The following is a 20855-nucleotide window of genomic DNA, read 5'->3' on the forward strand; positions in this document are numbered from 1 at the left end:
GACGGCCGTGCCCCGCATTCCCGGCGGGGCACGGCGATCCGCCGGGCGGCTCAGGCGTACCGGCACACCGTGATGCCGTTGGCCGCGCCGCAGCCGACCCTCGTGTACCCCGGCACGATCATGTTGTAGTAGTGCCCCCACTGGTACCTGTAGCCGTCGCTGTCGGTGTTGTGGTCGCTCGTGGCGTCGTAGGCGGCCTTCTCGGCGGCCCATTGACCGGTGGCCGAGGTCGGCCCGGAGCCGGATATGTTCTCGGCGCCGTTGTTGAAGGACAGGTCGTGCCGCAGGGTGCCGCCCGCCAGGGACGCGGGGTTGTCGGCCCAGGCCTGGGCCCCCTGGGCGAGCCCGCTGTCCCAGGACAGGGGCCCCTGGTTGGCGCCCTGACGGACCGTGTTCGTCTGCGAGAGGATGGTGTTCTGGTCGCCGCCGCTGATGTCGGCGGGCAGCCCCGTGGCATGGGCGGTGGCGCCCGTGGTCAGGACCGTGCCCGCGCACATCAGCGCCGCCGCGACGGCGGCCGTGGCACGGCGGTGTGTACGGGAATTCTTCATGGTGACTCCCTGAGTGCAGGGCAGACCCGGGCGGCCCGAGCGACGCGGGCAGCCTGAGCGACGAAAAGCGCGCTGGAACGTGACCGGCGCGGGATCCCGGCCGTCGGAAGCGGCCGCGGGGCCGGCACGCGGGACGGCCCGGGGCCGTCGGTACCGAAAGTGGTCGGTTCGGCGGCCCGCACGGCCGCCCTCGGCAGATCCAGCGTATGCCGAGCGGATTCGTGAGTCGACCGGAGGCGCGGCCGGGCTCCGCGGCCGGTGAGCGGTGCCGCGCCCCGGGCGGCGCGGAGCACGACGGTCACCGTCTCGCCCCTCCGGATCGCCGCCCGTTCGGCTGCCGCTCACTCAGGAGTCCGTCCACGCGGACCTGTTGAGTCGTTCCGGTGCGCCCGGGGTCTCAACTCCCGGGCCGGGCGGTGCTCGACCGTTCCACCAGGCGCGTCGACAGCTCCGTGCGGGTGCCTTCCGGGCGGTGGCCGTCCGTCATCCGTACCAGCAGGCGCAGTGCCGTCGCCGCCATCTCCGCCAGCGGCTGGCGGACGGTGGTCAGGGAGGGGCTGGCCCAACGGGCCTCCGGGAGGTCGTCGAAACCGACCACGCTGACGTCGTACGGGACCGTCAAGTCCCGTTCGGCCAAAGCCTGGTAGACCCCCAGCGCCATGCGGTCCGAGCAGACGAAGACGGCCGTGGGCGCCTCGGGCAGCTCCAGCAGTTCCCGCATCCGGGTCCGGGCGCCGACCTCGTCGGGGCGGCCGTGGCGCAGGTACTCGGGCCGCTGGCGCAGTCCGGCGGCGGCGAGGGCCGAGCGGTAGCCGGCGATCCGGGCGCCGGCGCACAGCGTGCGCCGCGGACCGGCGATCACGGCGATCCGCTCGTGCCCGAGCGCCAGCAGGTGCTCGGTCGCCGTGACCCCTCCCTGCCAGTTCGCCGCCCCCACCGACACCACGCCGGGCGGTGGCTCGACCGCCGGGTCGATCAACACGTACGGGATGCGGAGCCGGTCGAGCCGGGCGTACTGGGACGGCGTCGGCTCGGCCAGGTTGAGCAGCACGCCGGCCGAGCCGCGCGCGGTGAGCCGGTCCAGCCAGCCGTGCTGCCCCCGCGCGGCTCCCGGCCTGGGGGCGTCGGCCGAGACGACCACGTCCAGGCCGGTGTCCTGGGCCGCCTCCTCCACCCCGTGCAGCACCGCGCCCGACCGTGCACCGTCCAGCGCGGGCACGACGAGATCGACCAGCCGGGGCGTCCTGATCGTGTCGAACCGGGGCCTGCGGACATAGCCGAGCCGGTCCAGCGCCTCCGTGACCCGGCGGCGCGTCTCGGGGGCGACGTCCTCCCGGCCGTTGACCACCTTGGACGCGGTCGGCACCGACACCCCCGCCTCACGGGCCACGACCGCCAGCGTCGGTCCGGCCGCCGCACTCGCAGACCCCGTACGGACCATCGGGCACCACCTCTCTGGACACCGGCGTGCAGAAAGCGCTTACTATCCTAGGTGTGTCCCGGCGGGGATCAAGGGTTGCGTCGAAAATCGTCTGACCCGGCCGCGGACCCCCCGGGACACCGTGCGGATTCCGTGCGGATTCCGTCCGACGCCCGTGCGACGTCCGTGCGGAGGCTGCCGTCAGGCGGCCCTGGCCAGGTCCGCGTGCCGTACCTCGTGCGCCAGGGGCAGGCCCGCGGCCAGACGTTCCAGCTCCTCGACGACGACCCGGCCGAGCCGCTCCAGCTCGTTGCCGAGCGAGCCCGCGATGTGCGGGGTGAGGAACACGTTGGGCAGCCGGTACAGCGGGGAGTCGGCGGGCGGCGGCTCGGGATCGGTGACGTCCAGGACCGCGTGCAGCCGGCCGGAGACCAGTTCGTCGGTGAGGGCGTCCGGGGCGACCAGCGCGCCCCGGGAGGTGTTGATCAGCATGCCGCCGTCGCGGATCAGGGCGAGCCGCCCGCGGTCGAGCAGGTGCCGGGTCTCGGGCAGGTCGGGGGCGTGCAGACTGACGATGTCGCTGCGGCGCAGCAGGTCCGCCAGCCCCAGCGGCTCGGCGCCCAGCGCGCGGGCTTCGGCGGCGTCGACGTACGGGTCGTGCAGGAGGACCTCGAAGTCGAACGGGCGCAGCAGTTCCAGCAGTCGGCGCCCGACCCGCGAGGCGCCGACGATCCCGACCCGGCGGCCCAGGTTGCCGGTGCGCGCGCGCTCGGCGGGGGACGGCTCGGCGTGGGTCTCGCGGTAGCGCTCGCGCCGGGCGAAGGCGTCCTTCCCGGCCAGCAGGATCATCGCGAGGGTGTACTCGGCGACCGGCAGCGCGTTGGCGGCGGCCGCGCTGGACACGGCGATCCCGCGTTCCCACACGGCCTCCCCGGCCACCGGGCGCACCGAGCCCGCGGAGTGCAGCACCGCGCGCAGCCGGGGCGCGGCGGCCAGCGCGTCGCCGTCCAGCCGGGGGCAGCCCCACCCGGTGATCAGGACGTCGGCCCCCGCCAGGGCCCGCGCGGCGGCGGGATCGGCGAAGTCGCGCACCACCAGCCCGGGGTCGATCACGGCCGTCCGCCGGAGCCGGGCCAGCAGGGGTGCCGGGAAGAGCTGCGGGAGGTGCGCCGGGTCCATGGCGAACACGGCCAGGGGCGGCTGGGTGCTGGGCATGACCCTCCTGGGGCGCGTAGGAAACGCTTTCTGAAAGCGCCCTCCAACGTAGATCCAGGCGGGAGGCGGGTCAATCGGCGGGACGGGCCCCCGAAGTCCGGGATCCGCGCCGGTCCCAGGTTCCCGGGACTCGGGAGCCGCGCCGGTCCGCGGCTGCGCGTGCGGCCGGTGGGCGGCCGGTGTGCCGGGCGGGGCTCGGCCGGGAGGTGGTACGCCGAACGGCCCAGCGAGAGGCTCGTGCGGCGGAATACCGCGCGCCGCTGTGTTGCTCTTGGCTTACCGGTGCGTGAGCGCGGCGAAGGGCTGGTGGGCAGATGACGGCAGACCGGACGGACCCCGTGGTCAGAACCCCGTACGGGGCCGTATGCGGCAGATACGAGCGGGGCGCCGCGGTGTTCCGGGGCATACCGTACGCGGCCCCTCCGGTCGGCCCCCGCCGGTTCCGGCCGCCCGTGCCGCCCGAGCCCTGGGACGGTGTGCGGGACGCGGGAGCCTTCGGGCCGACGGCGCCGAAACCCCCGTACTCGGAGGCCTTCGCGCAGTACCTGTCCGACCCCGTGGTGGCGGGCGAGGGCTGGCTCAACCTGAACGTCTGGACACCGGAGCCGGGCCCCGGCGCCCGGCTGCCGGTCCTGGTGTGGCTGCACGGCGGCGCGCTGACCCGCGGTTCGTCCGCCGTGCCCGTGTACGACGGGCAGCCCTTCGCCCGGGACGGGGTCGTGTTCGTCTCGGTCAACTACCGACTGGGCGTGGAGGGCTACGGACTGTTCCCGGACGCCCCCGCCAATCCCGGCCTGCACGACCAGCTGGCCGCCCTGCGCTGGGTGCACGAGTCGATCGAGGCGTTCGGCGGGGACCCCGGGCGGGTGACCCTGTGCGGGCAGTCGGCGGGCGCGATCAGCGTCGGCGCGCTGATCGCGGCCCCGCAGGCGCAGGGGCTGTTCCGGCGGGCCGTGCTCCAGAGCGGGCCACCGGAGGCCCTCGACCGGGACAAGGTGCGGCGCATGGTGCGCCGGATGGCGACCCGGCTGAAGATCCCCGCGACCGCCGAGGCCTTCGCCGCCGTCGACCCGGCGGTGCTGCTCAGGGCCCAGGCCGAGACCGGCCGCCTCAGCAGCCCGGTGCTCGGCGGGCCCGCCTTCGGCATCGTCGTCGACGGCGACCTCGTGCCCCGCGACCCGCTGGAGGCCCTGGTCGAGGGCGCCGTCGCCCGGGACACCGACCTGCTGCTGGGCTGGACCCGGGACGAGTACCGGCTGTGGCTGGTGCCGGGCGGACTGCTGGAACGCGTCGACCGGCTCGGCCCGGTCGCCCTGGCCGGGGCCATGGCCCGCTGCCACTGCGGCGGCGAGGTGGTGCGCGGCTACCGCGCCCTGCGCCCCGACGCGGGCACCGCCGAGATCGTCGGCCAGCTGGTCACCGACCACCTGCTGCGGATCCCGCTGCACCGGCTGGCCGACGCCCGGCCCGGATCGTCGTACGTCTACGAGTTCGCGTGGCCGTCGGGACGGCCCGGCCTCGGTGCCTGTCACGCCCTGGAGCTCGGCTTCGTGTTCGACACCGGCGAGGTCCCGGAGGCACGCAAGCTCGCGGGCGAGGGCGCGCCGCGGGCACTGGCCGACGCGATGCACCGGGCGTGGGTGCGGTTCGCCGTCGAGGGCGATCCGGGGTGGCAGGCCTGGGACGCCACGCGTCCGGTGCAGCTGTTCGGCGACGGCGACCCGTATGTCGTCCACGGTCCACAGGACGCCGAACTGGCCCTGTGGGCCGCCGACGCCGGCGCTCCGGAACCCACGCCCGCATCGGACCTGTCGTCCGGCAGATCCGCGCGTGGTACGGAACTGCGGTCGGCGGTACGGAGGTTGCGCCGCTCGGTCGGTGTCCGTCGGCACTGACCACCCGTGCCCCGCCCGATGTCCCGTGTCCCGCACGGGACTTCGCGGCCGGGCCTATGCCCCGGGACGCAGGGTCCGGGCGATCGCGGCGATCTCCTCGGGGCCGACCCGGCAGCAGCCGCCGATCAGCCGCGCGCCCGACTCCCGCCACCCCCGCACCTGTTCGGCGGCGAAGGAGGGACGGCCCGTCCAGTCGCGGGCCTCGGCGTCCCAGGCCTCGCCGCTGTTGGGGTAGACGACCACCGGTTTGCCGGTGACGCGCGCCGCGGTGACGACGGCGGCGTCCACATCCCACGGCGCGCAGCAGTTCACGCCGACGGCGACGACCTCGTCCGCCTCCGCGGCCAGGGCGAACGCCTCCGCGAGCGGCTGCCCGGCCCGGGTGCGGTCGCCCGCGACGGAGTACGACAGCCAGGCCGGCACCCCGAGCCCGCGCACCGCCCGCAGCAGCGCCCTGGCCTCGTCGGTGTCGGGGACGGTCTCCAGGGCCAGGACGTCGGGGCGGGCGGCGGCCAGCGCCTCCAGCCGGGGCCGGTGGAAGCGTTCCAGTTCGCCGACGCCCAGGCCGTAGCGGCCCCGGTACTCGGAGCCGTCGGCGAGCATCGCCCCGTACGGGCCCGCCGACGCGGCCACCCACAGCGGGCGCCCGACGCCCCCGGCGCGGGCCTGCCGGGCCGCCTCGCGGGCCAGTTCCACGCTCAGGCCGAGCAGCCGGACGGTCTCCTGGTGGCCGATGCCGTGCCGCGCGAAGCCCTCGAAGGTGGCCTGGTAGCTGCCCGTGATCGCCACGTCGGCGCCCGCCCGGAAGTAGGCGAGGTGGGCCTCGGTGAGCGCCTCGGGCCGTTCGGCGAGCAGCCGGGCCGACCACAGCGCGCCGCCGAGGTCGTGCCCCGCGGACCTCAGCTGGTTGGACATCCCGCCGTCGAGGACGACCGGGCCCGCGGCCAGGGCCTCGGCGAGAGTCCCGGAGGGAAGGTGGCTGTTCATGGGACGACGCTAGTCGACGGGCCCGGGAACGCACCCCGGACCGGTCCGACGACCCGATCGCCCCGAAGACCGATCGCCCCGAGGACCGATCGCCCCCGACAACCGATCACTTCGACCTTTTCCGACGACCGACCCCCGACGTTTTTCGCCCCGCGTGACCCGTTGACCTCCCCGGAGCCCACCCTTACCTTTTCCGCGTTCGTCATGCCACATGTCGTTCGTCATCTCGAACGGCCTCGTGTGTTCCCCCCACCGAGAGGCAGTCCCCATGAGACGCGTCCACGCTGTCCTGCTCGCCCTGTGCTGCGCCCTCGCCGGTGTCCTCGGGGCCGCCGCGAACGCCCGCGCCGCGGCCCAGACGATCGCCAACGGCACCCAGTTCACGGACACTTCGGGTGCCGCCGTGCACACCCACGGCGGCGGGGTCATCAAGGTCGGCTCCTACTACTACTGGTTCGGCGAGGACCGCAACGCCGACAACACCTTCAGGTACGTGGACGCCTACCGTTCCACCGACCTGAAGAACTGGGAGTTCCGAAGTCACGTCCTCACCCAGTCCAGCGCCGCCGAACTGGCCACCGCCTACATCGAACGACCGAAGGTGATCTACAACGCGTCCACCGGCAAGTTCGTGATGTGGATGCACAAGGAGAACGGCACCGACTACAGCCAGGCCCGGGCCGCGGTCGCGGTCTCCGCCACCGTCGACGGCGGCTACACCTACCAGGGCAGCTTCCAGCCGCTCGGCTCGTACATGTCCCGTGACCTCACCGCCTTCGTCGACACCGACGGCACCGGATACATGGTCTCGGCCGCCAACGAGAACTACGACCTGCACATCTACCGGCTGACCGCCGACTACACCGGCATCGCCGCCCTGGTCGCCAACCCCTGGGCGGGCGGCCACCGGGAGGCCCCGGCCCTGTTCAAGCGGGGCGGCGTCTACTTCATGCTGACCTCGGGCGCGACCGGCTGGAGCCCCAACCAGCAGCAGTACGCCACCGCGACCTCCCTGTCCGGCCCCTGGACGGCCATGACGAACGTCGGCGACTCCACGGCGTTCGGCTCGCAGACCGCGTACGTCCTTCCCGTCCAGGGGACTTCGGGCACCGCATACCTCTACATGGGCGACCGCTGGGGCGACTCCTTCGGCGGGACCGTCAACGACTCCCGCTACGTCTGGCTGCCGCTGGCCTTCCCGACCTCGACCTCGCTGTCCCTGTCCTGGTCCCCGGAGGTGACGGTCGACACGGCCGCCGGGACGGTGACCGGTACCGGCGCCACGTACGACACCCTGATCGCCCGGCACAGCGCCAAGTGCGCCGACGTGCCGAACCAGTCGCTCCGGCAGGGCGCAGCGATCAGCCAGTACACCTGCAACGGCGGCACCAACCAGAAGTGGTGGTTCAAGGACCTGGGCGGCGGCTACTACGCGTTGGTGGGGCGGGGCAGTTCCCTGTGCCTGACGGAGAACGCCACCACTGTCACCCAGGAGAACTGCACCGGCGCGACCGCTCAGCAGTGGTCGGTGACCGCCTCCGGCAGCTACGTCCTGGTCAAGGCGCGCGCCAGTGGCGAGTGCCTGGACGTGTCCGGCGCGTCCACCGCCAACTCCGCCGCCGTCATCACGTACACCTGCAACGGAGCCACCAACCAGCAGTGGACACGCGGGACGTGAGAGCAGGTCAGGCGAGCAGGTCGATCGCGTCGACCGAGGTGCCCGCGCTGAGATAGGACGTCGTCCCCGAGCCGCTCGCCACGTAGATCTTCAGCGTGTTGTAGGCGCTGGTGTCCGTCAGCCAGGCGGACGCCGGGACGCTGTAGGTGAACGTGTAGTTGTTGCCGCGGTACGAGCCCACGGTCAGCGAACGGGTGCTCGGCTGGGTGGGCGGCGAGGGGACGGCGGAGGTCCAGGTGTCGTTGACGACGACCTGCGGCCGGCCGTTGGCGTAGGCCGTCGTCACGCCGATGCGCAGGGTGTGCGCGGCGGCGGCCTGGGCGGCGGTCAGTTTGAAGTACACGACGATCCCGCTGTTGACGTCCTTCCACAGGTAGCAGGGGAAGGCCGAGGTCTCCGTGCCGCTGCCGATCACCACGTTCCCGGTCCAGGAGGAGGCCCGGATGTCGGACGGATGCGCGTACGTCATCAGGTCAGCGTTCTTGAAGCCGCTCGGGGAGCCGCTCCAGTCGCCGATCCGCCAGATCGCGCTCGCGTTGGACGGATCGTTCGAGGACGGGATCGCGATCGTGTTCAGGGTGGTCGTGCCGCCCGCCGTCACCGTCACCGACGTGGTGTACACGGCGAGTTCGCCCTTGAAGACGGTCAGGGTGTACGACCCCGGCAGCACCCCCGCGATCGAGAAGTATCCGTCCGACGAGCGTGCCGAACCCCAGTACTGCGCGGCCGGGCCGGCCAGGCCCACGGTGTACGCGTAGGCGGTGTTCCGGCCGGTGATGCCGACGCCCGCGACCCGGCCCCGGCCGCTCGCGGAGACGTATCCGGAGATGCCCAGCGAGTCCGCCCACGAGGTGGTCAGGGTGCCGGGGTACAGCGACGAGGAGGGGGCGCCGCCGTCCGTGAAGGCGATGACGTAGGGGCCCTGGAGGCCGAAGCGCTCGGACTCGGTCTGGTTCTCGCCGTAGTACAGGATCTCGTACAGACCGCCCCCGTCCGCGCTCTGGTGGCGCAGCAGGGAGCGGTAGAAGGGGCCGCCGGAGGCCTTCTCGTGGTTGCTGCGCACGATCCACAGGCCGACGCCGCCGGTGGTCCAGCCGACGTAGCTGTAGTCCATCACCCGCAGCTTGGAGTAGTGCTTGGCGCGGGTCTGGCCGTCGGACTTCTTGAAGACGTCCGCGGACTCGATGACGGTCGGCGCGTAGGTGTAGGAGTCCGGCTCGTCGTTGAGGAACAGGCCGGCCTTGACGCGGACGATGTAGCGGGTCGCGGAGACCGAGGTGTCGGCCTTGTCGGTCCACAGATAGACGTTGTTCTCGCCGCTGCGGGCCGCGTAGTAGTGCTTCAGCGTGCCGTACGCGACCGAGACCAGGATCGTGGTGCCGGACTGGGCGATGGTGACCGTGGAGGTGCCGAGGCCGGACTCCACGTGCGAGTTCTTGCCGCCGTAGCCCTGGTACTCGGTGCCCTTGTAGGCGAGCGAGGTCAGGTCGCCGTTGGTCTTGCCGACCTTGAAGACGAGGTCGGCGCCGGTGTCGACGACGTAGTTGGAGCCGTCGTCGCTCCAGCCGAAGCTCGCCGCCGAGGCGGTGCCGGCCAGCGGTCCGGCGAGGGCGGCCGAGCCGACGGCGGCCGCGGTGCCGAGCACGAAGGTACGGCGTCCTACGGATCCGTTCGGTGATCCGGACATGGGGGTGCCTCCTCCGGGAGGTGTGGGGGTGCGGGTGCGGTTGGCAGAGTGGCAGTTGAATCGATTTCGCGAAAGGGCTTTCACTGCCTGCGGGTCGGTGGTCGTGCAAAATCTGGCCATGGACTAGAAAGCGCTTGCAGGCAGCGGTACCGTCCAGCCGCCAGGCCCTGTCCCCTGAGGAGGAGCCGCAAGTGAGACGTTTCAAGCTCGCCGTGCTGGCGGCGATGACGCTGACCGCCGCCCTGCCCGCCGTACCCGCCCGGGCCCACACCGGGCCACGGCCGCCGGGCCTCGACCACTGCACCGCCACCGCCTGCCACTTCGACGTCCCGCCCGGCACGTACGACGTGACGGTGCTGCTCGGCGGCGACGGCGCGTCGAGCACGAGCGTCGGCGGCGAGACGCGGCGCGCCCTCCTCCCGGAGACGGCGGCGGCGCCCGGCGCCCGGACCGTCCGCGGCTTCACGATGGACGTCCGCACCCCCGAGGGCGAGCCGACCGGCCCCGACGGCACCGCCGGTCTCGACCTGACGATCGGCGGCACGGCGCCCGCGCTGGCCGGCATCCGGGTCGTCCCGGCCCGCCACCCCCGCCAGATCTTCCTGGTCGGCGACTCCACCGTCTGCGACCAGCCGGCCGAGCCCTACACCGGCTGGGGCCAGCAGCTCCCGCAGTACCTCCGCAGAGGCGTCTCCGTCGCCAACCACGCGGACTCCGGGGAGAGCACGGTCACCTATCTGGAGAACCCGCAGCTGTGGGCCACCGTCCAGCCGCTCGTCCGCCCCGGCGACCTGGTCCTGGTCCAGCTCGCCCACAACGACAAGACCATTGACGAGGCGACCTACCGGGCCAACCTGGAGACGCTGGTCGCGGGCGTCCGGGAGAAGGGCGGCCGACCCGTCCTCGTCACGCCGGTCGTCCGGCGCTGGTTCAACTCCGACGGCACCCTCGACAACGACATCGCCCTCCTGGTCAACGGCCTCGGAGTGAACCACCCCGCGGTGATCCGCGAGGTCGCCGCCGCCGAGGACGTGCCGCTGATCGACCTCACGGCGAGGACGAAGGCACTGGTGGAGTCCCTGGGCGTCGAGGGCTCCAAGGCGCTGTACCTCTACAACGAGAAACGCGACAACACCCACACCTCCGCCCACGGCGCCACGGTGTACGCGGGCCTGGTCCGCGACGAACTCCTCGCACAGCATCTGGTGCCGCAGGGCCGGGTGCGGATGGGATGAGTACCCGTTGAACGCCTGGGGCGTCCCGACCGGAACCGGGGCGTCCCAGGTCCCGCCGGAAGGAGAGACCGCCGATGCGACTGCCCCCGCCCGACCACACGCTCAGCCCCGCCACCGGCTGCACCCGCGCCCACTGGGAGACGGCCGCCGACGCCCTGCTCGCCGCGGTCGAGCCGTACGCCACCGAGGACCGCGCCCTCTACCACCTGCCCGGCCCCCGCCAGAGCTGGTCCGGCCACCTCTCCGACGGCCTGGAGGGGTACGCCCGTACGCTGCTGCTGGCCGCCTTCCGCCGGGACGAGACCGCCCTCGGCCGCTACGCCGAGGGCCTCGCCGCCGGGGTCGCGGGGGTCTGGCCCCGGATCGAGGACCGCGGCCAGCCGCTCGTCGAGGCCGCGTCGATCGCGCTCGCCCTGCGACTGACCCGGCCCCTGCTGTGGGACCGCCTCGACGACACCGTGCGCGGGCGGGCCGCCGAGTGGCTGGCCGACGCGCTCACCGCCGAACCCTGGCCCTGCAACTGGGAGTTGTTCCCGGTGACGGTCGGCGGCTTCCTCCAGGAGATCGGCCACGAACCGGACGCCGCCCGCAAGGCGGTCGACCACGGGCTGGCGCGCATCGAGGACTGGTACGTCGGCGGCGGCTGGTACACCGACGGCGACGGCCGCAAGTTCGACTACTACAACGGCTGGGCCATGCACCTCTACCCGGTGCTGCACGCCTGGCTGGCGGACGACCCCCGCCTGCTCGACCTGTACGGCGGGCGGCTCGAACGCCATCTGGCCGACTACGCCCGCCTGTTCGGCGCGGACGGCGCGCCCCTGCGGCAGGGCCGCTCGCTGACCTACCGCTTCGCCACGGCCGCGCCGCTGTGGCTGGGCGCCCTCACCGGGCGCACCCCGCTGACCCCGGGCGAGACCCGCAGACTCGCCTCGGGCGCGCTGAGGTACTTCCTCGGCCGGGGCGCGGTCGACGGACGCGGACTGCTCACGCTCGGCTGGCACGGCCCCGACGAGTCCGTCCTCCAGGGCTATTCGGGACCGGCGTCCCCGTACTGGGCGAGCAAGGGCTTCCTCGGTCTGCTCCTCCCGCCGGACCACCCGGTCTGGACGGCGCCCGAGGAACCCGGCCCGGCGGAGCGCGCCGACGCGCTCACCCCGGTCCGGGCCCCCAACTGGCTGCTCCAGTCGACCCGTTCGGACGGCCTGGTGCGCCTGCACAACCACGGCAGCGAGGACGTGCGCTACGACCCCTACTACACGCGCCTCGCCTACTCGACCGTGACGGCGCCCTCGACGTCGTACGACAACAGCGTGATCGTCGGCGACGAGCCGGGCCGCACCGGGATCGAACCGCTGGGTGTGGGCGAGGGCTGGGCCGCCTCGCGGCACACCACCGCCTCCGGCGTCCGGGTGACGAGCCTGGTGCTGGCCCGTGGAGCCGCGGAGGTGCGTGCCCATCTGGTGTCGGGCGCGGCCCCCGGCACCCCGGTACGGGTGACCGGGTGGGCGGCGCCGGACGGGATCCGCGCCGAACTGCGCCCCGCCGTCGGCCTCGTGGACCCGGCGGGCTTCGGGGAGTCTGTGGAACGCGAGGAGCCGGCGGACGGCGCCGGGCTCGTCGGGGTCACCGGTGACGGCGACACGCTCTTCGTGGCGCTGGCCCGGCTGACCGCTGCGCCGGACCCCGGACCGCTGGAGGAGACGGTGTCCGTACGGGTCGACGCGGCAGGGGAGCTGGACGTCGACTGGAGTCGGGGACCCCGGCTGCGGGCGCGGCTCGACGGGCACGGGGTGGCGGTCCGGGTGCGGGAGTGAACCACTTTGCTCTGATGCCCCGTTGCCCCGTTCCCGGGCGGGCACCAGAATCGCCGTATGTCTTCCTTGATCCGTCATGTGACCGTCGACTGCGCCGACGCCTACGCCCTCGGCAGCTTCTGGTCCAAGGTTCTCGACCAGCCCCTGCACGACGACGACCACCCCGGCGACCCGGAGGCGCTGATCGAGGGCGCGGGCCTGCTGTTCGTCACCGTGCCGGAGCCCAAGGCGGTCAAGAACCGAGTCCACTTCGACCTCCAGCCGCAGGACCGCACCCGGGACGAGGAGGTCGAGCGGCTGCTCGCGCTGGGCGCCCGGCTGGTCGACGACCGTCGCAAGGAGGACGGCACGGGATGGGCGGTACTGGCCGACCCGGAGGGCAACGAGTTCTGCGTGGAGCGCAGCGCGGCGGAGCGCGCGAGCTGAGGCACCGGTGCGGAGCCGCTCCCGGGCTCGCCGCGTCGGGCCCGGGAGTCCGGGGCCGGGTGCCCGCACACTTCGGTCCGCGCCGAAGCGACGCGGCCCTAGCCTGCGGGTATGACCGCGAACCGTCCGTCCCGCCGTGACGGAGCCGCCCCGACGCCCTTCGCCGCCCTGCACCACGCCGACGAGCCGCTGTTCCTGCCCAACGCCTGGGACCACGCCTCCGCGCTGGCCCTGGCCGCCCGCGGCTTCCCCGCGGTCGGCACGACCAGCCTCGGCGTGGCCGCGGCCGTCGGGCTGCCCGACGGCGCCGCCGCGACCCGCGACGAGACCCTACGGCTCGCCCGCTCCCTCGGCTCGCGGCCGTTCCTGCTGTCGGTCGACGCGGAGGGCGGTTTCAGCGACGACCCCGACGAGGTCGCCGCGTTCGCGTGCGAGCTGGCGGCACTGGGGGTGGCCGGCATCAACCTGGAGGACGGACTGGGGCCCGTCGCCCCGCACGCCGCGAAGATCGCCGCGGTGAAGCGCGCCGCTCCCGGCCTCTTCGTCAACGCGCGTACGGACACCTACTGGCTCGGCGACGGGGAGGGCACGCCGGCACGCCTGGACGCCTACCGACAGGCGGGCGCCGACGGGGTGTTCGTGCCCGGCCTGACCGATCCGCGCCGGATCACCGAACTGGTGCGTACGCTCGACGTCCCGCTGAACATCCTCTACGCGCCCGCGGGGCCGACCGTCGGCCGGCTCGCCGACCTCGGCGTGCGCCGGATCAGTGTCGGCTCGTTGCTGTACCGGCGGGCGCTGGGCGCGGCCCTGGAGACGGTGGCGGACATCGCGGCCGGCCGCGCACCGGGCGGCACCGTACCGACGTACGACGAGGTGCAGGCGCTCGGCGACACGGCCTAGGGCCGGTGGCTCCCCGCCTCGCGCGGCCAGTGTTCCAGGGCCACATGCAGGGCGTCGACGGCGCGGTCCCAGGACTTCTGCACGTCACGCGGGGCGCCGAAGCCGCCGCCCGCCTCCAGGGCGCAGTAGCCGTGGAAGGTGCTGCGCAGCAGTCGTGCGGCGTCGGTGAGGTCGGGCTCGTCGAGGCCGTAGGCGCGGAGCATGCCGTAGGTGATCTCGGCGGTGCGCAGCAGGGCGGGGGAGCCGGCGACCACGGACGGGTCGACACGGCTCTGGGTGGCGGCGTACCGGCCCGGGTGGGTCAGCGCGTACGCGCGGTAGGCGCCCGCGAAGGCGGTCAGGGCGTCCTTGCCCGCGCGTCCGGCGACGGCCGCCGCGATCCGGTCGATCAGCTCGCCGCCCGCGGCCAGCGCGAGCCGGGTCCGCAGGTCCTGGAGGCTCTTGATGTGCGAGTACAGACTCGCGTCCTTCACCCCGAAGTGCCGGGCCAGCGCGGACACGGTGACGTTCTCGAAACCGGCCTCGTCGGCGAGGTCGGCGGCGGCTGCGACGACCCGCTCGGTCGTGAGGCCGGCACGGGCCATGCGGTACTGCCTCCGTATCACTGGGCTGCAACCCGGAGCCTCCAGGGTGCAGCCCAGTCTAGGCAGTCCGCGTGCCGCCGCCGGTCAGCCGATCGGCGCGTACACCACGCCCAGCTTGTCGATCTCGTCGCCCGAGCGGCCGGTGAAGCCGACGATCTGCCAGCCGGTGGGCGCCGTGAAGGTCTTCGTGCCGGACGTGGCGGTACCGGCGGTCAGGCCGCGGCCCTTGTCGGTGCCGAAGGCGGCCGAGAAGATCCGTGTCTGGCCGCTCTTCTGACCCTCGGTCAGCTTCACCGAGGTGAGGTGCTCGCCGGACGCCAGGGTCAGCGAGACCGCCGTGCCGCCCGTGCCGCCGTGGGTCAGTGTCGTACCGCCGTCGTGCGTCAGCGACACCGCGTCCAGCCGGGCGCCGCCGCGCAGGGTCAGCGTGCGCGGGGCGAGGGCGGCCGGCAGGTCGTCGGCGTCGTTGAAGGCCGTGCCGCCCGTGCCGCCGAAGAAGTCACTGGCTTTCAGCGCGGAGTTCAGGGTGTACGAGAAGTCGACCGTGTGCGGGAAGTGGTCGGAGAGGTTGCCGCCCGACGGGTCGAGGAACTTCGCCCACTCGTCGTGGTAGCGGGTCGCGTCGAGGGTGACCAGCCTGCTGCCCCGGTAGAGGATCTTGTCCACCACCTCGCAGTCGTCGGTCGGCGCCGTGGTCGGGCACAGCAGCGCGTCCGCGCCCTGCGTCGGCCGCGTACCGCCCTTGACCAGCTTCACCCACGCGTCCGTCAGGCCGTTGTCGTCGGCGAGCGTGCGGATGTTGTCGCCGCCGCGGGTGTACCGGGTGTTCGTGTCGCCCATCACGATCACCGCGTTGCCCGCGGAGTTCGCCTGGACGAAGGCGGACAGCTGGGTGATGTTGGCGCGTCGGGCGGCCAGCGCGTCGTCGGTGTCGTCCGCGTTGGTGTGGACGTTGTAGAGGTCGACGAAGACGCCCTCGGCGAGCCGCACCCGGGCGAGCGTGAAGCCCTTCGGGGTCAGGCAGTTGGTGCCGGTGCAGTCGTTCCACCTGACCCGCTGGAAGTCCTCGAACGGGTAGTCCGAGAGGGTGTTGAGGCCGTCGCCCATCCCGGCCCCGCCGCTGGTCGCGGTGCGGTACGCGTGGCCGTCGCCCGCGTACAGCGCCGCGTGGTAGTTGAAGTCCTCCTGGACGTTCACGATGTCGTACGTGCCCAGCCGCGGCGAGATCAGTGGGGTGTTGGTCGCCGGGTGACCGGAGCTCAGCCCTTCCGGAAGGCCCGCGACGTTGTAGGTGAGGACGTTGAAGGTGCCGGTGCCGGCCGCCGCCGCGGGCGCCGAGCCGGCGGTGGCCAGGCCGGTGAGGGCGAGCGCGACGGCCGCGAGGGTGCCGATGAGTCGTCTCATGGTGGGGGTGTCTCCGGTCGAGGAGGGGGAGGGCGCACCCGGAAAGAGGGGGGACGCACCCTGGGGAGAGCGGTGCGTGGAACGACGGTTCTCAGCGTGCGGTCAACCAGTGTGGCGGACAAGGGTAGTTGGGGAAACTGTGAACGTCGTGCCGGGCACCGCCGGGCGTTCCTCCGGGGCGGACGTCACCCCGTTCCCAGTTCTCCCACCGCCGCGCGCACGTGCGCCTGCCCGCCCGGCCGGGCGCCGCCCGAACACCACCACACCATCCGGTCGTCCACGTACTGCGGGTGCATGCCGAGGCCGTGCTCGGCGCACAGCGGCCAGGCCTGCCACAGGCGCTCGACGACCGACTCCTGCGCCGCGTCGACGACGTTCGCGAGCGCGTCGACCGGGTCGTCCCGGTCGAAGTCGTGGTCGAGGTCGAGGTTCAGCGGATTGCCGTGCCAGGTGCCGTCGGCCACCGCCACGTACACCTGATCCGGTTCGTCCTCCTCCGGACGGGGCAGCGCCATCAGCCGCAGTTCCCCCTGCTCCGGCAGGGTCGCGGCCAGGTCCCGGTTGACCACGGCCAGCGCCTCCTCCCACAGCGGGTACGTGCCGGGCGGCACGGGGCGCGGGTCGAAGTCGGGGAGGGGACGGTGGTGTGGCGGAAAGGGGTGCATGGCCTCATCGTGCCGCAGGCACGACCGCCGCCCCGGCCAGGGGTGGGACGTACGGTGGTCGACGACTTCGAGGCACAGGGGGCCGGATGACGCACGAGGCGCGCCGCGACGGCGGGGAGCACGACAGCGGCGCACCGCACGGGCGGGCGCACGAGAGACCGCCCGGGCCCGCGCACGGCAGACCGCACGATCCGCCGCCCGCCGCCGAGCGTCCGCTGTGGCGGCAGCGGGACTTCGGGATCTTCTGGGCCGCGCAGACCCTCTCCGTCCTCGGTGACTCCTTCGCGCTGATCGCCCTGCCCCTGCTGGTGCTCCAGGCCACCGGTTCCCTCGCCCGGATGGGGCTGCTGACGGCGGTGGGCGGTGCGGCCTCGGTGCTGGCGGCGCTGTTCGCGGGGGCGGTGGTGGACCGGGTCGACCGCCGCCGGCTGCTGATCGGCTGCGACCTCGTACGGATGGTGCTGTACGGGGTGATCCCGCTGGTGTGGCTGTTCGGACCGCAGGTCTGGCTGCTCTACACGATCCTGCCGCTGTGCGAGGCCGTCGGCATGCTGTTCGCCGTCGGCTACGTCACCGTCGTGCGGAGCCTGGTGCGAGGCGTCCGGCTGACCGAGGCCAACGGGCGGCTCAACGCGACCGCCGCCGCGGCCGGTGTGCTCGGCCCGCTGGGCGCCGGGCTGGTGGCCGCCTGGACGGGCCCGGCGGCGGCCGTCGGCGTGGACGCGGCCAGCTTCGGGGTGTCGGCCGCCTGCATGGTCCTCGTACGGTTCCAGGGGCGGGCCGGGGACGGCGAGGACCGGCCGGCCGAACGCGCCGGGCTGTGGCGCGACCTGCGGGCCGGGGTCTCCTTCCTGTACGGCCACCCGGTGCTGCGCGCGCTGACCGCCCTCCTGTTCGTCTTCAGCTTCCTCACCCTGGGCCTGACCGACCTGGTCATCTACCACGTGAAACACGACCTGGGGCACGACGACGGCACGGTCGGCACCGTGATGGCCGTCGGCGCGCTCGGCACGATCACCGGTTCCCTGCTGGTCGCCCGGGTCCGCGGCCGGTTCGGCTTCGGCCCCACCTGGACCGGCGCGGTGGCGGGGTGCGGGCTCGCCTTCGCCGGCCTCGGCCGGGCGGCGGACGTACCCGTCGTCGCGGCCCTGAGCGCGGCCTTCCTGGCCTGCGTGGCCGTGGCGGGAACCTGCTCGCTGTCCCTGCGCCAGGAGGTCACCCCGGAACATCTGCTGGGCCGGGTCACCTCCGCCTTCTGGACCCTCCAGTACGCGGCCGCCCCGGTCGGCGCGGTCGTCCTGACCGGGGCGGCGCAGCGGTGGGGCACCGCGCCCGTCGGACTGGTGGCCGGCACGGCCTGTGTCCTGGTCGCGGTCGCCGCGCTGTTCACACCGCTGCGCGGGCCGGGCCGCGGCGGACCGGCTCACGGCTGACCGGCCCGCGCGGCGACCGGACCGGACCGGCCGGCCCGCGCGGCGACGCCGACGGGGTCAGTCCGTCACGGAGAAGACGAAGGAGAACTCCGCGGGTCCGGCGTGCAGGAAGTACTGCGGGAGCGGGCCCGGGCCGCAGGACTGCGAGCCGATGCCGTGCTGGCCGTGGTCGAGGTTGACCCACACCGTGTCGCCGGGCGTGAGGTCCGTCAGGTGCGCGGCCGTGTCCAGCTGTTCGGGGGTCCAGCGCCGGGCGGTGAACCAGAACTCCGGCTCGCCCTCGATCCGCAGGCCGCCGACTTCCACCCAGCGGACGTCGGCGCGGGCGCCGTTCTCCTGCGGGCGGACGTACGGCGTCTGCATCCCGTCGACGCGGGACTCCCAACGCGACACCAGCGAAGCCGACCTGGTGTCCGGGTAGGCCTCGCCGGGGCCGCCGCCGTACCAGCGCACCCGGTCGGTCGAGGCGGGCAGTCCGAGGCGGACGCCGAGCCGGGGCAGCGGCAGCCTCCACTCGCCCTCGGGGGTCACGGACACCGTCAGCCGCAGCCGGTCGCCGTCCGAGACCCACCGGTACACCGTGTTCAGGGCCACCTCGCGGGCGGCCGGCGCCACCCGGGTGCGTACCGTCAGCGTGTCGTCGCCCGACTCCACCGCGTCCAGGCGGTGTTGCATCCGGTGCAGCCCCAACTGGCGCCACAGCACGCCGTGGCGGGCGTCCGACTGCCAGGGGGCGCCGTCGTCGTTGTCGGTGGTCGCCCGCCACACGTCCAGGCGCGGCCCGGTCAGTTCCAGCGCGCCGATCGAGGTGAGCCGGCCGGTGCGGGCGTCGAACACGGCTGGCCCGAGGGCGATCCGGCCGTCGGCGCGCACGGGCCGCGCGGTCGGGGCCACCGGCACCGGGGTGCGGGGCGTGACGGCGAACTGGCCCCAGCCGACCACATGTCCGCGCGGCGCCCACGCGGTGTCGGCCGCCAGCAGCGCCCGTACCGTGCACCGGGTCTCCGCGTCCCCGAACTCCTCGGGCGACTGCGGCAGCTTCACCTCGGCCGACTCGCCCGCCGCCAGCGCGGGGACGGACAGGGTGCCCGACTCGACGCTCTCGCCGTCGCGCTCGTAGGACCAGGTGAAGGCGAGGGCGGAGAGGTCGGCGAAGTCGTACCGGTTGGTCACCCGGACGGTGCCGTCCGGGCCGCCCTCGATGCGCACGGGCTCGATCACCTTCTTGTACTCGACGAGTCCGGGCGACGGCTCCCGGTCGGGGAACAGCAGGCCGTCGCAGACGAAGTTGGAGTCGTGCAGCTCCTCGCCGAAGTCGCCGCCGTAGGCGTAGCCCAGCTCGGGGTGGCGGATGCCGTGGTCGATCCACTCCCAGACGAAGCCGCCCTGGAGCCGGTCGTGGGCCTCGAAGATCCGCTGGTAGTCGGCGAGTCCGCCGGGTCCGTTGCCCATCGCGTGGGCGTACTCGCAGAGGATGAAGGGCAGTTGGCGCCGCTTGTGGGTGCCGCCGTCCAGACCCTGTCCGATCCGCTCGACCTCGGCGTGGGAGGCGTACATCCGCGCGTACACGTCGGTGTCACGGCAGTCGGGGTCGCCCTCGTAGTGGACGAGCCGGGAGGCGTCCCTGGCGTGGATCCACTCGGCCATCGCGGTCAGTCCGCGGCCGGTGCCGGCCTCGTTGCCGAGGGACCACACGACGACGGACGGGTGGTTCTTGTCGCGTTCGACCATGCGGGCCGCGCGGTCCAGCAGCGCCGGGGTCCAGCGGTCGTCGTCGACGGGGTTGTCCCGCCAGCCCTGTTCGGTGAAGCCGTGCGTCTCCAGGTCGCACTCGTCGATCACCCACAGGCCGTACTCGTCGCACAGGTCGAGGAAGGCCGGGTGGGGCGGATAGTGCGAGGTGCGGACGGCGTTGATGTTGTGCCGTTTCATCAGCAGGACGTCCGCCAGCATGGTCTCCCGGTCGAGGGCGCGGCCCCGCTCCGGATGCCACTCGTGCCGGTTCACGCCCTTGAACAGCAGCGGCCTGCCGTTGACCTGGATCAGTCCGTCCGCGAGCCGCACGGTCCTGAAGCCGATCCGCAGCGGGATCCGCTCGCCCTCGGTGGCCAGCACCCCCTCGTACAGGCGCGGGGTCTCCGCGGTCCACGGCCGCACCGGGACGGTGACCGGCTCGCCGGTGGCGACGTCGACGCCCAGGGCGGGCACCGTCACCCGGCCGTCGACGTCGGAGTCGACACGCAGGGTGCCCTCGCCGGCGGTGTGGTCGTAGGAGGCGTGCACGAAGAAGTCGAGGGCGCCGCCCGCCGGGCGGTGCAGCAGGGTCACGTCACGGAAGACGCCCGGCAGCCACCACTGGTCCTGGTCCTCCAGGTAGGAGCCGGCCGACCACTGGTGGACGCGGACCGCGAGCACGTTCCCGGCGGGCCTCAGCAGATGTCCGACCGCGAACTCGTGCGCCAGCCGGGAGCCCTTGAACTCGCCGATGTCCGTGCCGTTCAGCCAGACGCGGGCGCAGGACTCCACCCCGTCGAAGCGCAGCACCGCGCCGCCCTCGGCGAGGTCGGGCCAGTCCTCGGGCAGGTCGAAGGAGCGCAGGTGGTCGCCGGTCGGGTTGTCCGTCGGGACGTGCGGCGGGTCGACCGGGAAGGGGTAGAGATGGTTGGTGTAGACGGGCGAACCGTGCCCCTGGAGCACCCAGTGCCCCGGGACCGTCACCTCCGCCCAGTCCCCGGCGTCGTACCCCTCCTCGGCGAAGGAGTCGTCCCGCGCGTCCGCGGTCGGCGACAGCCGGAAGCGCCAGCGGCCGTTGAGGGAGAGGGACGCGGCGTCCGAGGACGCGTACCAGGCGCGCGGTGGCAGGGCTCCGCTGCCGGGGGAGACGTCCTCGACGTAGTCGGTTGCGGTGACGGAGGTGCGAGCAGACATCGGTCTCCAGATCCTGGGTGGAGGGCG

Annotated in this window: 16 protein-coding genes; 7 read left to right on the forward strand and 9 right to left on the reverse strand. The window is 73.5% G+C overall.

The features are described 5' to 3' along the window. Positions 1 to 50: 50 nt before the first annotated feature. From ACZ60B_RS11410 to ACZ60B_RS11420, 3 genes are all read right to left on the reverse strand, one after another. A complete protein-coding gene (locus ACZ60B_RS11410; protein ID WP_469385778.1) occupies positions 51 to 551 on the reverse strand; it encodes a CAP domain-containing protein in 501 nt (166 codons plus the stop codon). Between the two features lie 397 nt (positions 552 to 948). After that, positions 949 to 1992 (reverse strand): LacI family DNA-binding transcriptional regulator, encoded by a 1044-nt coding sequence (locus tag ACZ60B_RS11415; protein WP_469385779.1) that lies wholly within the window; start codon positions 1990 to 1992, stop codon positions 949 to 951. 180 nt (positions 1993 to 2172) lie between these two features. After that, positions 2173 to 3186, reverse strand: coding sequence for a hydroxyacid dehydrogenase (locus ACZ60B_RS11420; protein ID WP_469385780.1), 1014 nt, complete (start codon positions 3184 to 3186; stop codon positions 2173 to 2175). Positions 3187 to 3500: 314 nt separating this feature from the next. Between ACZ60B_RS11420 and ACZ60B_RS11425 the strand changes: the two genes are divergently transcribed. After that, entirely contained in the window at positions 3501 to 5081 is a 1581-nt protein-coding gene (locus ACZ60B_RS11425; RefSeq protein ID WP_469385781.1) for a carboxylesterase/lipase family protein, read from the forward strand. Positions 5082 to 5135: 54 nt separating this feature from the next. Here the strand turns inward: ACZ60B_RS11425 and mmuM are convergent, their stop codons facing one another. Beyond that, the gene (gene mmuM / locus ACZ60B_RS11430) at positions 5136 to 6068 is read right to left on the reverse strand and encodes a homocysteine S-methyltransferase (RefSeq protein ID WP_469385782.1); all 933 of its coding nucleotides are present in this window, start codon (positions 6066 to 6068) and stop codon (positions 5136 to 5138) included. Between the two features lie 268 nt (positions 6069 to 6336). On the opposite strand from mmuM, the gene ACZ60B_RS11435 reads away from it, so the two are divergent. Further along, entirely contained in the window at positions 6337 to 7746 is a 1410-nt protein-coding gene (locus ACZ60B_RS11435; protein ID WP_469385783.1) for an RICIN domain-containing protein, read from the forward strand. Between the two features lie 7 nt (positions 7747 to 7753). On the opposite strand, the gene ACZ60B_RS11440 is transcribed toward ACZ60B_RS11435, so the two are convergent. Next, positions 7754 to 9433 (reverse strand): rhamnogalacturonan lyase B N-terminal domain-containing protein, encoded by a 1680-nt coding sequence (locus ACZ60B_RS11440; RefSeq protein WP_469385784.1) that lies wholly within the window; start codon positions 9431 to 9433, stop codon positions 7754 to 7756. Between the two features lie 191 nt (positions 9434 to 9624). On the opposite strand from ACZ60B_RS11440, the gene ACZ60B_RS11445 reads away from it, so the two are divergent. From ACZ60B_RS11445 to ACZ60B_RS11460, 4 genes are all read left to right on the forward strand, one after another. Then, on the forward strand, positions 9625 to 10668 hold the full coding sequence (locus ACZ60B_RS11445) for a rhamnogalacturonan acetylesterase (protein ID WP_469385785.1): 1044 nt from the start codon (positions 9625 to 9627) through the stop codon (positions 10666 to 10668). Between the two features lie 74 nt (positions 10669 to 10742). Beyond that, positions 10743 to 12485 (forward strand): DUF2264 domain-containing protein, encoded by a 1743-nt coding sequence (locus tag ACZ60B_RS11450; RefSeq protein ID WP_469385786.1) that lies wholly within the window; start codon positions 10743 to 10745, stop codon positions 12483 to 12485. A 57-nt stretch (positions 12486 to 12542) separates the two neighbouring features. Continuing rightward, a complete protein-coding gene (locus ACZ60B_RS11455; RefSeq protein WP_469385787.1) occupies positions 12543 to 12911 on the forward strand; it encodes a VOC family protein in 369 nt (122 codons plus the stop codon). A gap of 111 nt (positions 12912 to 13022) precedes the next feature. Further along, on the forward strand, positions 13023 to 13814 hold the full coding sequence (locus tag ACZ60B_RS11460; protein WP_469385788.1) for an isocitrate lyase/PEP mutase family protein: 792 nt from the start codon (positions 13023 to 13025) through the stop codon (positions 13812 to 13814). On the opposite strand, the gene ACZ60B_RS11465 is transcribed toward ACZ60B_RS11460, so the two are convergent. The 3 genes from ACZ60B_RS11465 to ACZ60B_RS11475 form a co-directional block, all read right to left on the reverse strand. Beyond that, entirely contained in the window at positions 13811 to 14398 is a 588-nt protein-coding gene (locus tag ACZ60B_RS11465) for a TetR/AcrR family transcriptional regulator (protein WP_469385789.1), read from the reverse strand. The genes ACZ60B_RS11460 and ACZ60B_RS11465 overlap by 4 nt on opposite strands. A gap of 84 nt (positions 14399 to 14482) precedes the next feature. Then, positions 14483 to 15802 carry a jacalin-like lectin gene (locus ACZ60B_RS11470; protein WP_469385790.1) on the reverse strand — a complete coding sequence of 440 codons (1320 nt, stop codon included), beginning with the start codon at positions 15800 to 15802 and terminating at the stop codon, positions 14483 to 14485. Between the two features lie 185 nt (positions 15803 to 15987). Then, on the reverse strand, positions 15988 to 16467 hold the full coding sequence (locus tag ACZ60B_RS11475; RefSeq protein WP_469385791.1) for a hypothetical protein: 480 nt from the start codon (positions 16465 to 16467) through the stop codon (positions 15988 to 15990). Between the two features lie 86 nt (positions 16468 to 16553). On the opposite strand from ACZ60B_RS11475, the gene ACZ60B_RS11480 reads away from it, so the two are divergent. After that, positions 16554 to 17900: an MFS transporter gene (locus ACZ60B_RS11480; protein ID WP_469385792.1), complete on the forward strand. Its 1347-nt coding sequence runs from the start codon at positions 16554 to 16556 to the stop codon at positions 17898 to 17900. A gap of 57 nt (positions 17901 to 17957) precedes the next feature. Here ACZ60B_RS11480 and ACZ60B_RS11485 read toward each other — a convergent pair whose 3' ends face one another. Then, positions 17958 to 20828 (reverse strand): glycoside hydrolase family 2 TIM barrel-domain containing protein, encoded by a 2871-nt coding sequence (locus ACZ60B_RS11485; protein WP_469385793.1) that lies wholly within the window; start codon positions 20826 to 20828, stop codon positions 17958 to 17960. Positions 20829 to 20855: the final 27 nt, after the last annotated feature.

This window comes from Streptomyces sp. NPDC104096, from assembly GCF_055584385.1.

What these genes read in the sequence shown, in the direction of transcription:
- ACZ60B_RS11410 (WP_469385778.1), bottom strand. Translation starts at nt 551, where the DNA reads ATGAAGAATTCCCGTACACACCGCCGTGCCACGGCCGCCGTCGCGGCG.
- ACZ60B_RS11415 (WP_469385779.1), bottom strand. Translation starts at nt 1,992, where the DNA reads ATGGTCCGTACGGGGTCTGCGAGTGCGGCGGCCGGACCGACGCTGGCG.
- ACZ60B_RS11420 (WP_469385780.1), bottom strand. Translation starts at nt 3,186, where the DNA reads ATGCCCAGCACCCAGCCGCCCCTGGCCGTGTTCGCCATGGACCCGGCG.
- ACZ60B_RS11425 (WP_469385781.1), top strand. Translation starts at nt 3,501, where the DNA reads ATGACGGCAGACCGGACGGACCCCGTGGTCAGAACCCCGTACGGGGCC.
- mmuM (WP_469385782.1), bottom strand. Translation starts at nt 6,068, where the DNA reads ATGAACAGCCACCTTCCCTCCGGGACTCTCGCCGAGGCCCTGGCCGCG.
- ACZ60B_RS11435 (WP_469385783.1), top strand. Translation starts at nt 6,337, where the DNA reads ATGAGACGCGTCCACGCTGTCCTGCTCGCCCTGTGCTGCGCCCTCGCC.
- ACZ60B_RS11440 (WP_469385784.1), bottom strand. Translation starts at nt 9,433, where the DNA reads ATGTCCGGATCACCGAACGGATCCGTAGGACGCCGTACCTTCGTGCTC.
- ACZ60B_RS11450 (WP_469385786.1), top strand. Translation starts at nt 10,743, where the DNA reads ATGCGACTGCCCCCGCCCGACCACACGCTCAGCCCCGCCACCGGCTGC.
- ACZ60B_RS11455 (WP_469385787.1), top strand. Translation starts at nt 12,543, where the DNA reads ATGTCTTCCTTGATCCGTCATGTGACCGTCGACTGCGCCGACGCCTAC.
- ACZ60B_RS11460 (WP_469385788.1), top strand. Translation starts at nt 13,023, where the DNA reads ATGACCGCGAACCGTCCGTCCCGCCGTGACGGAGCCGCCCCGACGCCC.
- ACZ60B_RS11465 (WP_469385789.1), bottom strand. Translation starts at nt 14,398, where the DNA reads ATGGCCCGTGCCGGCCTCACGACCGAGCGGGTCGTCGCAGCCGCCGCC.
- ACZ60B_RS11470 (WP_469385790.1), bottom strand. Translation starts at nt 15,802, where the DNA reads ATGAGACGACTCATCGGCACCCTCGCGGCCGTCGCGCTCGCCCTCACC.
- ACZ60B_RS11475 (WP_469385791.1), bottom strand. Translation starts at nt 16,467, where the DNA reads ATGCACCCCTTTCCGCCACACCACCGTCCCCTCCCCGACTTCGACCCG.
- ACZ60B_RS11480 (WP_469385792.1), top strand. Translation starts at nt 16,554, where the DNA reads ATGACGCACGAGGCGCGCCGCGACGGCGGGGAGCACGACAGCGGCGCA.
- ACZ60B_RS11485 (WP_469385793.1), bottom strand. Translation starts at nt 20,828, where the DNA reads ATGTCTGCTCGCACCTCCGTCACCGCAACCGACTACGTCGAGGACGTC.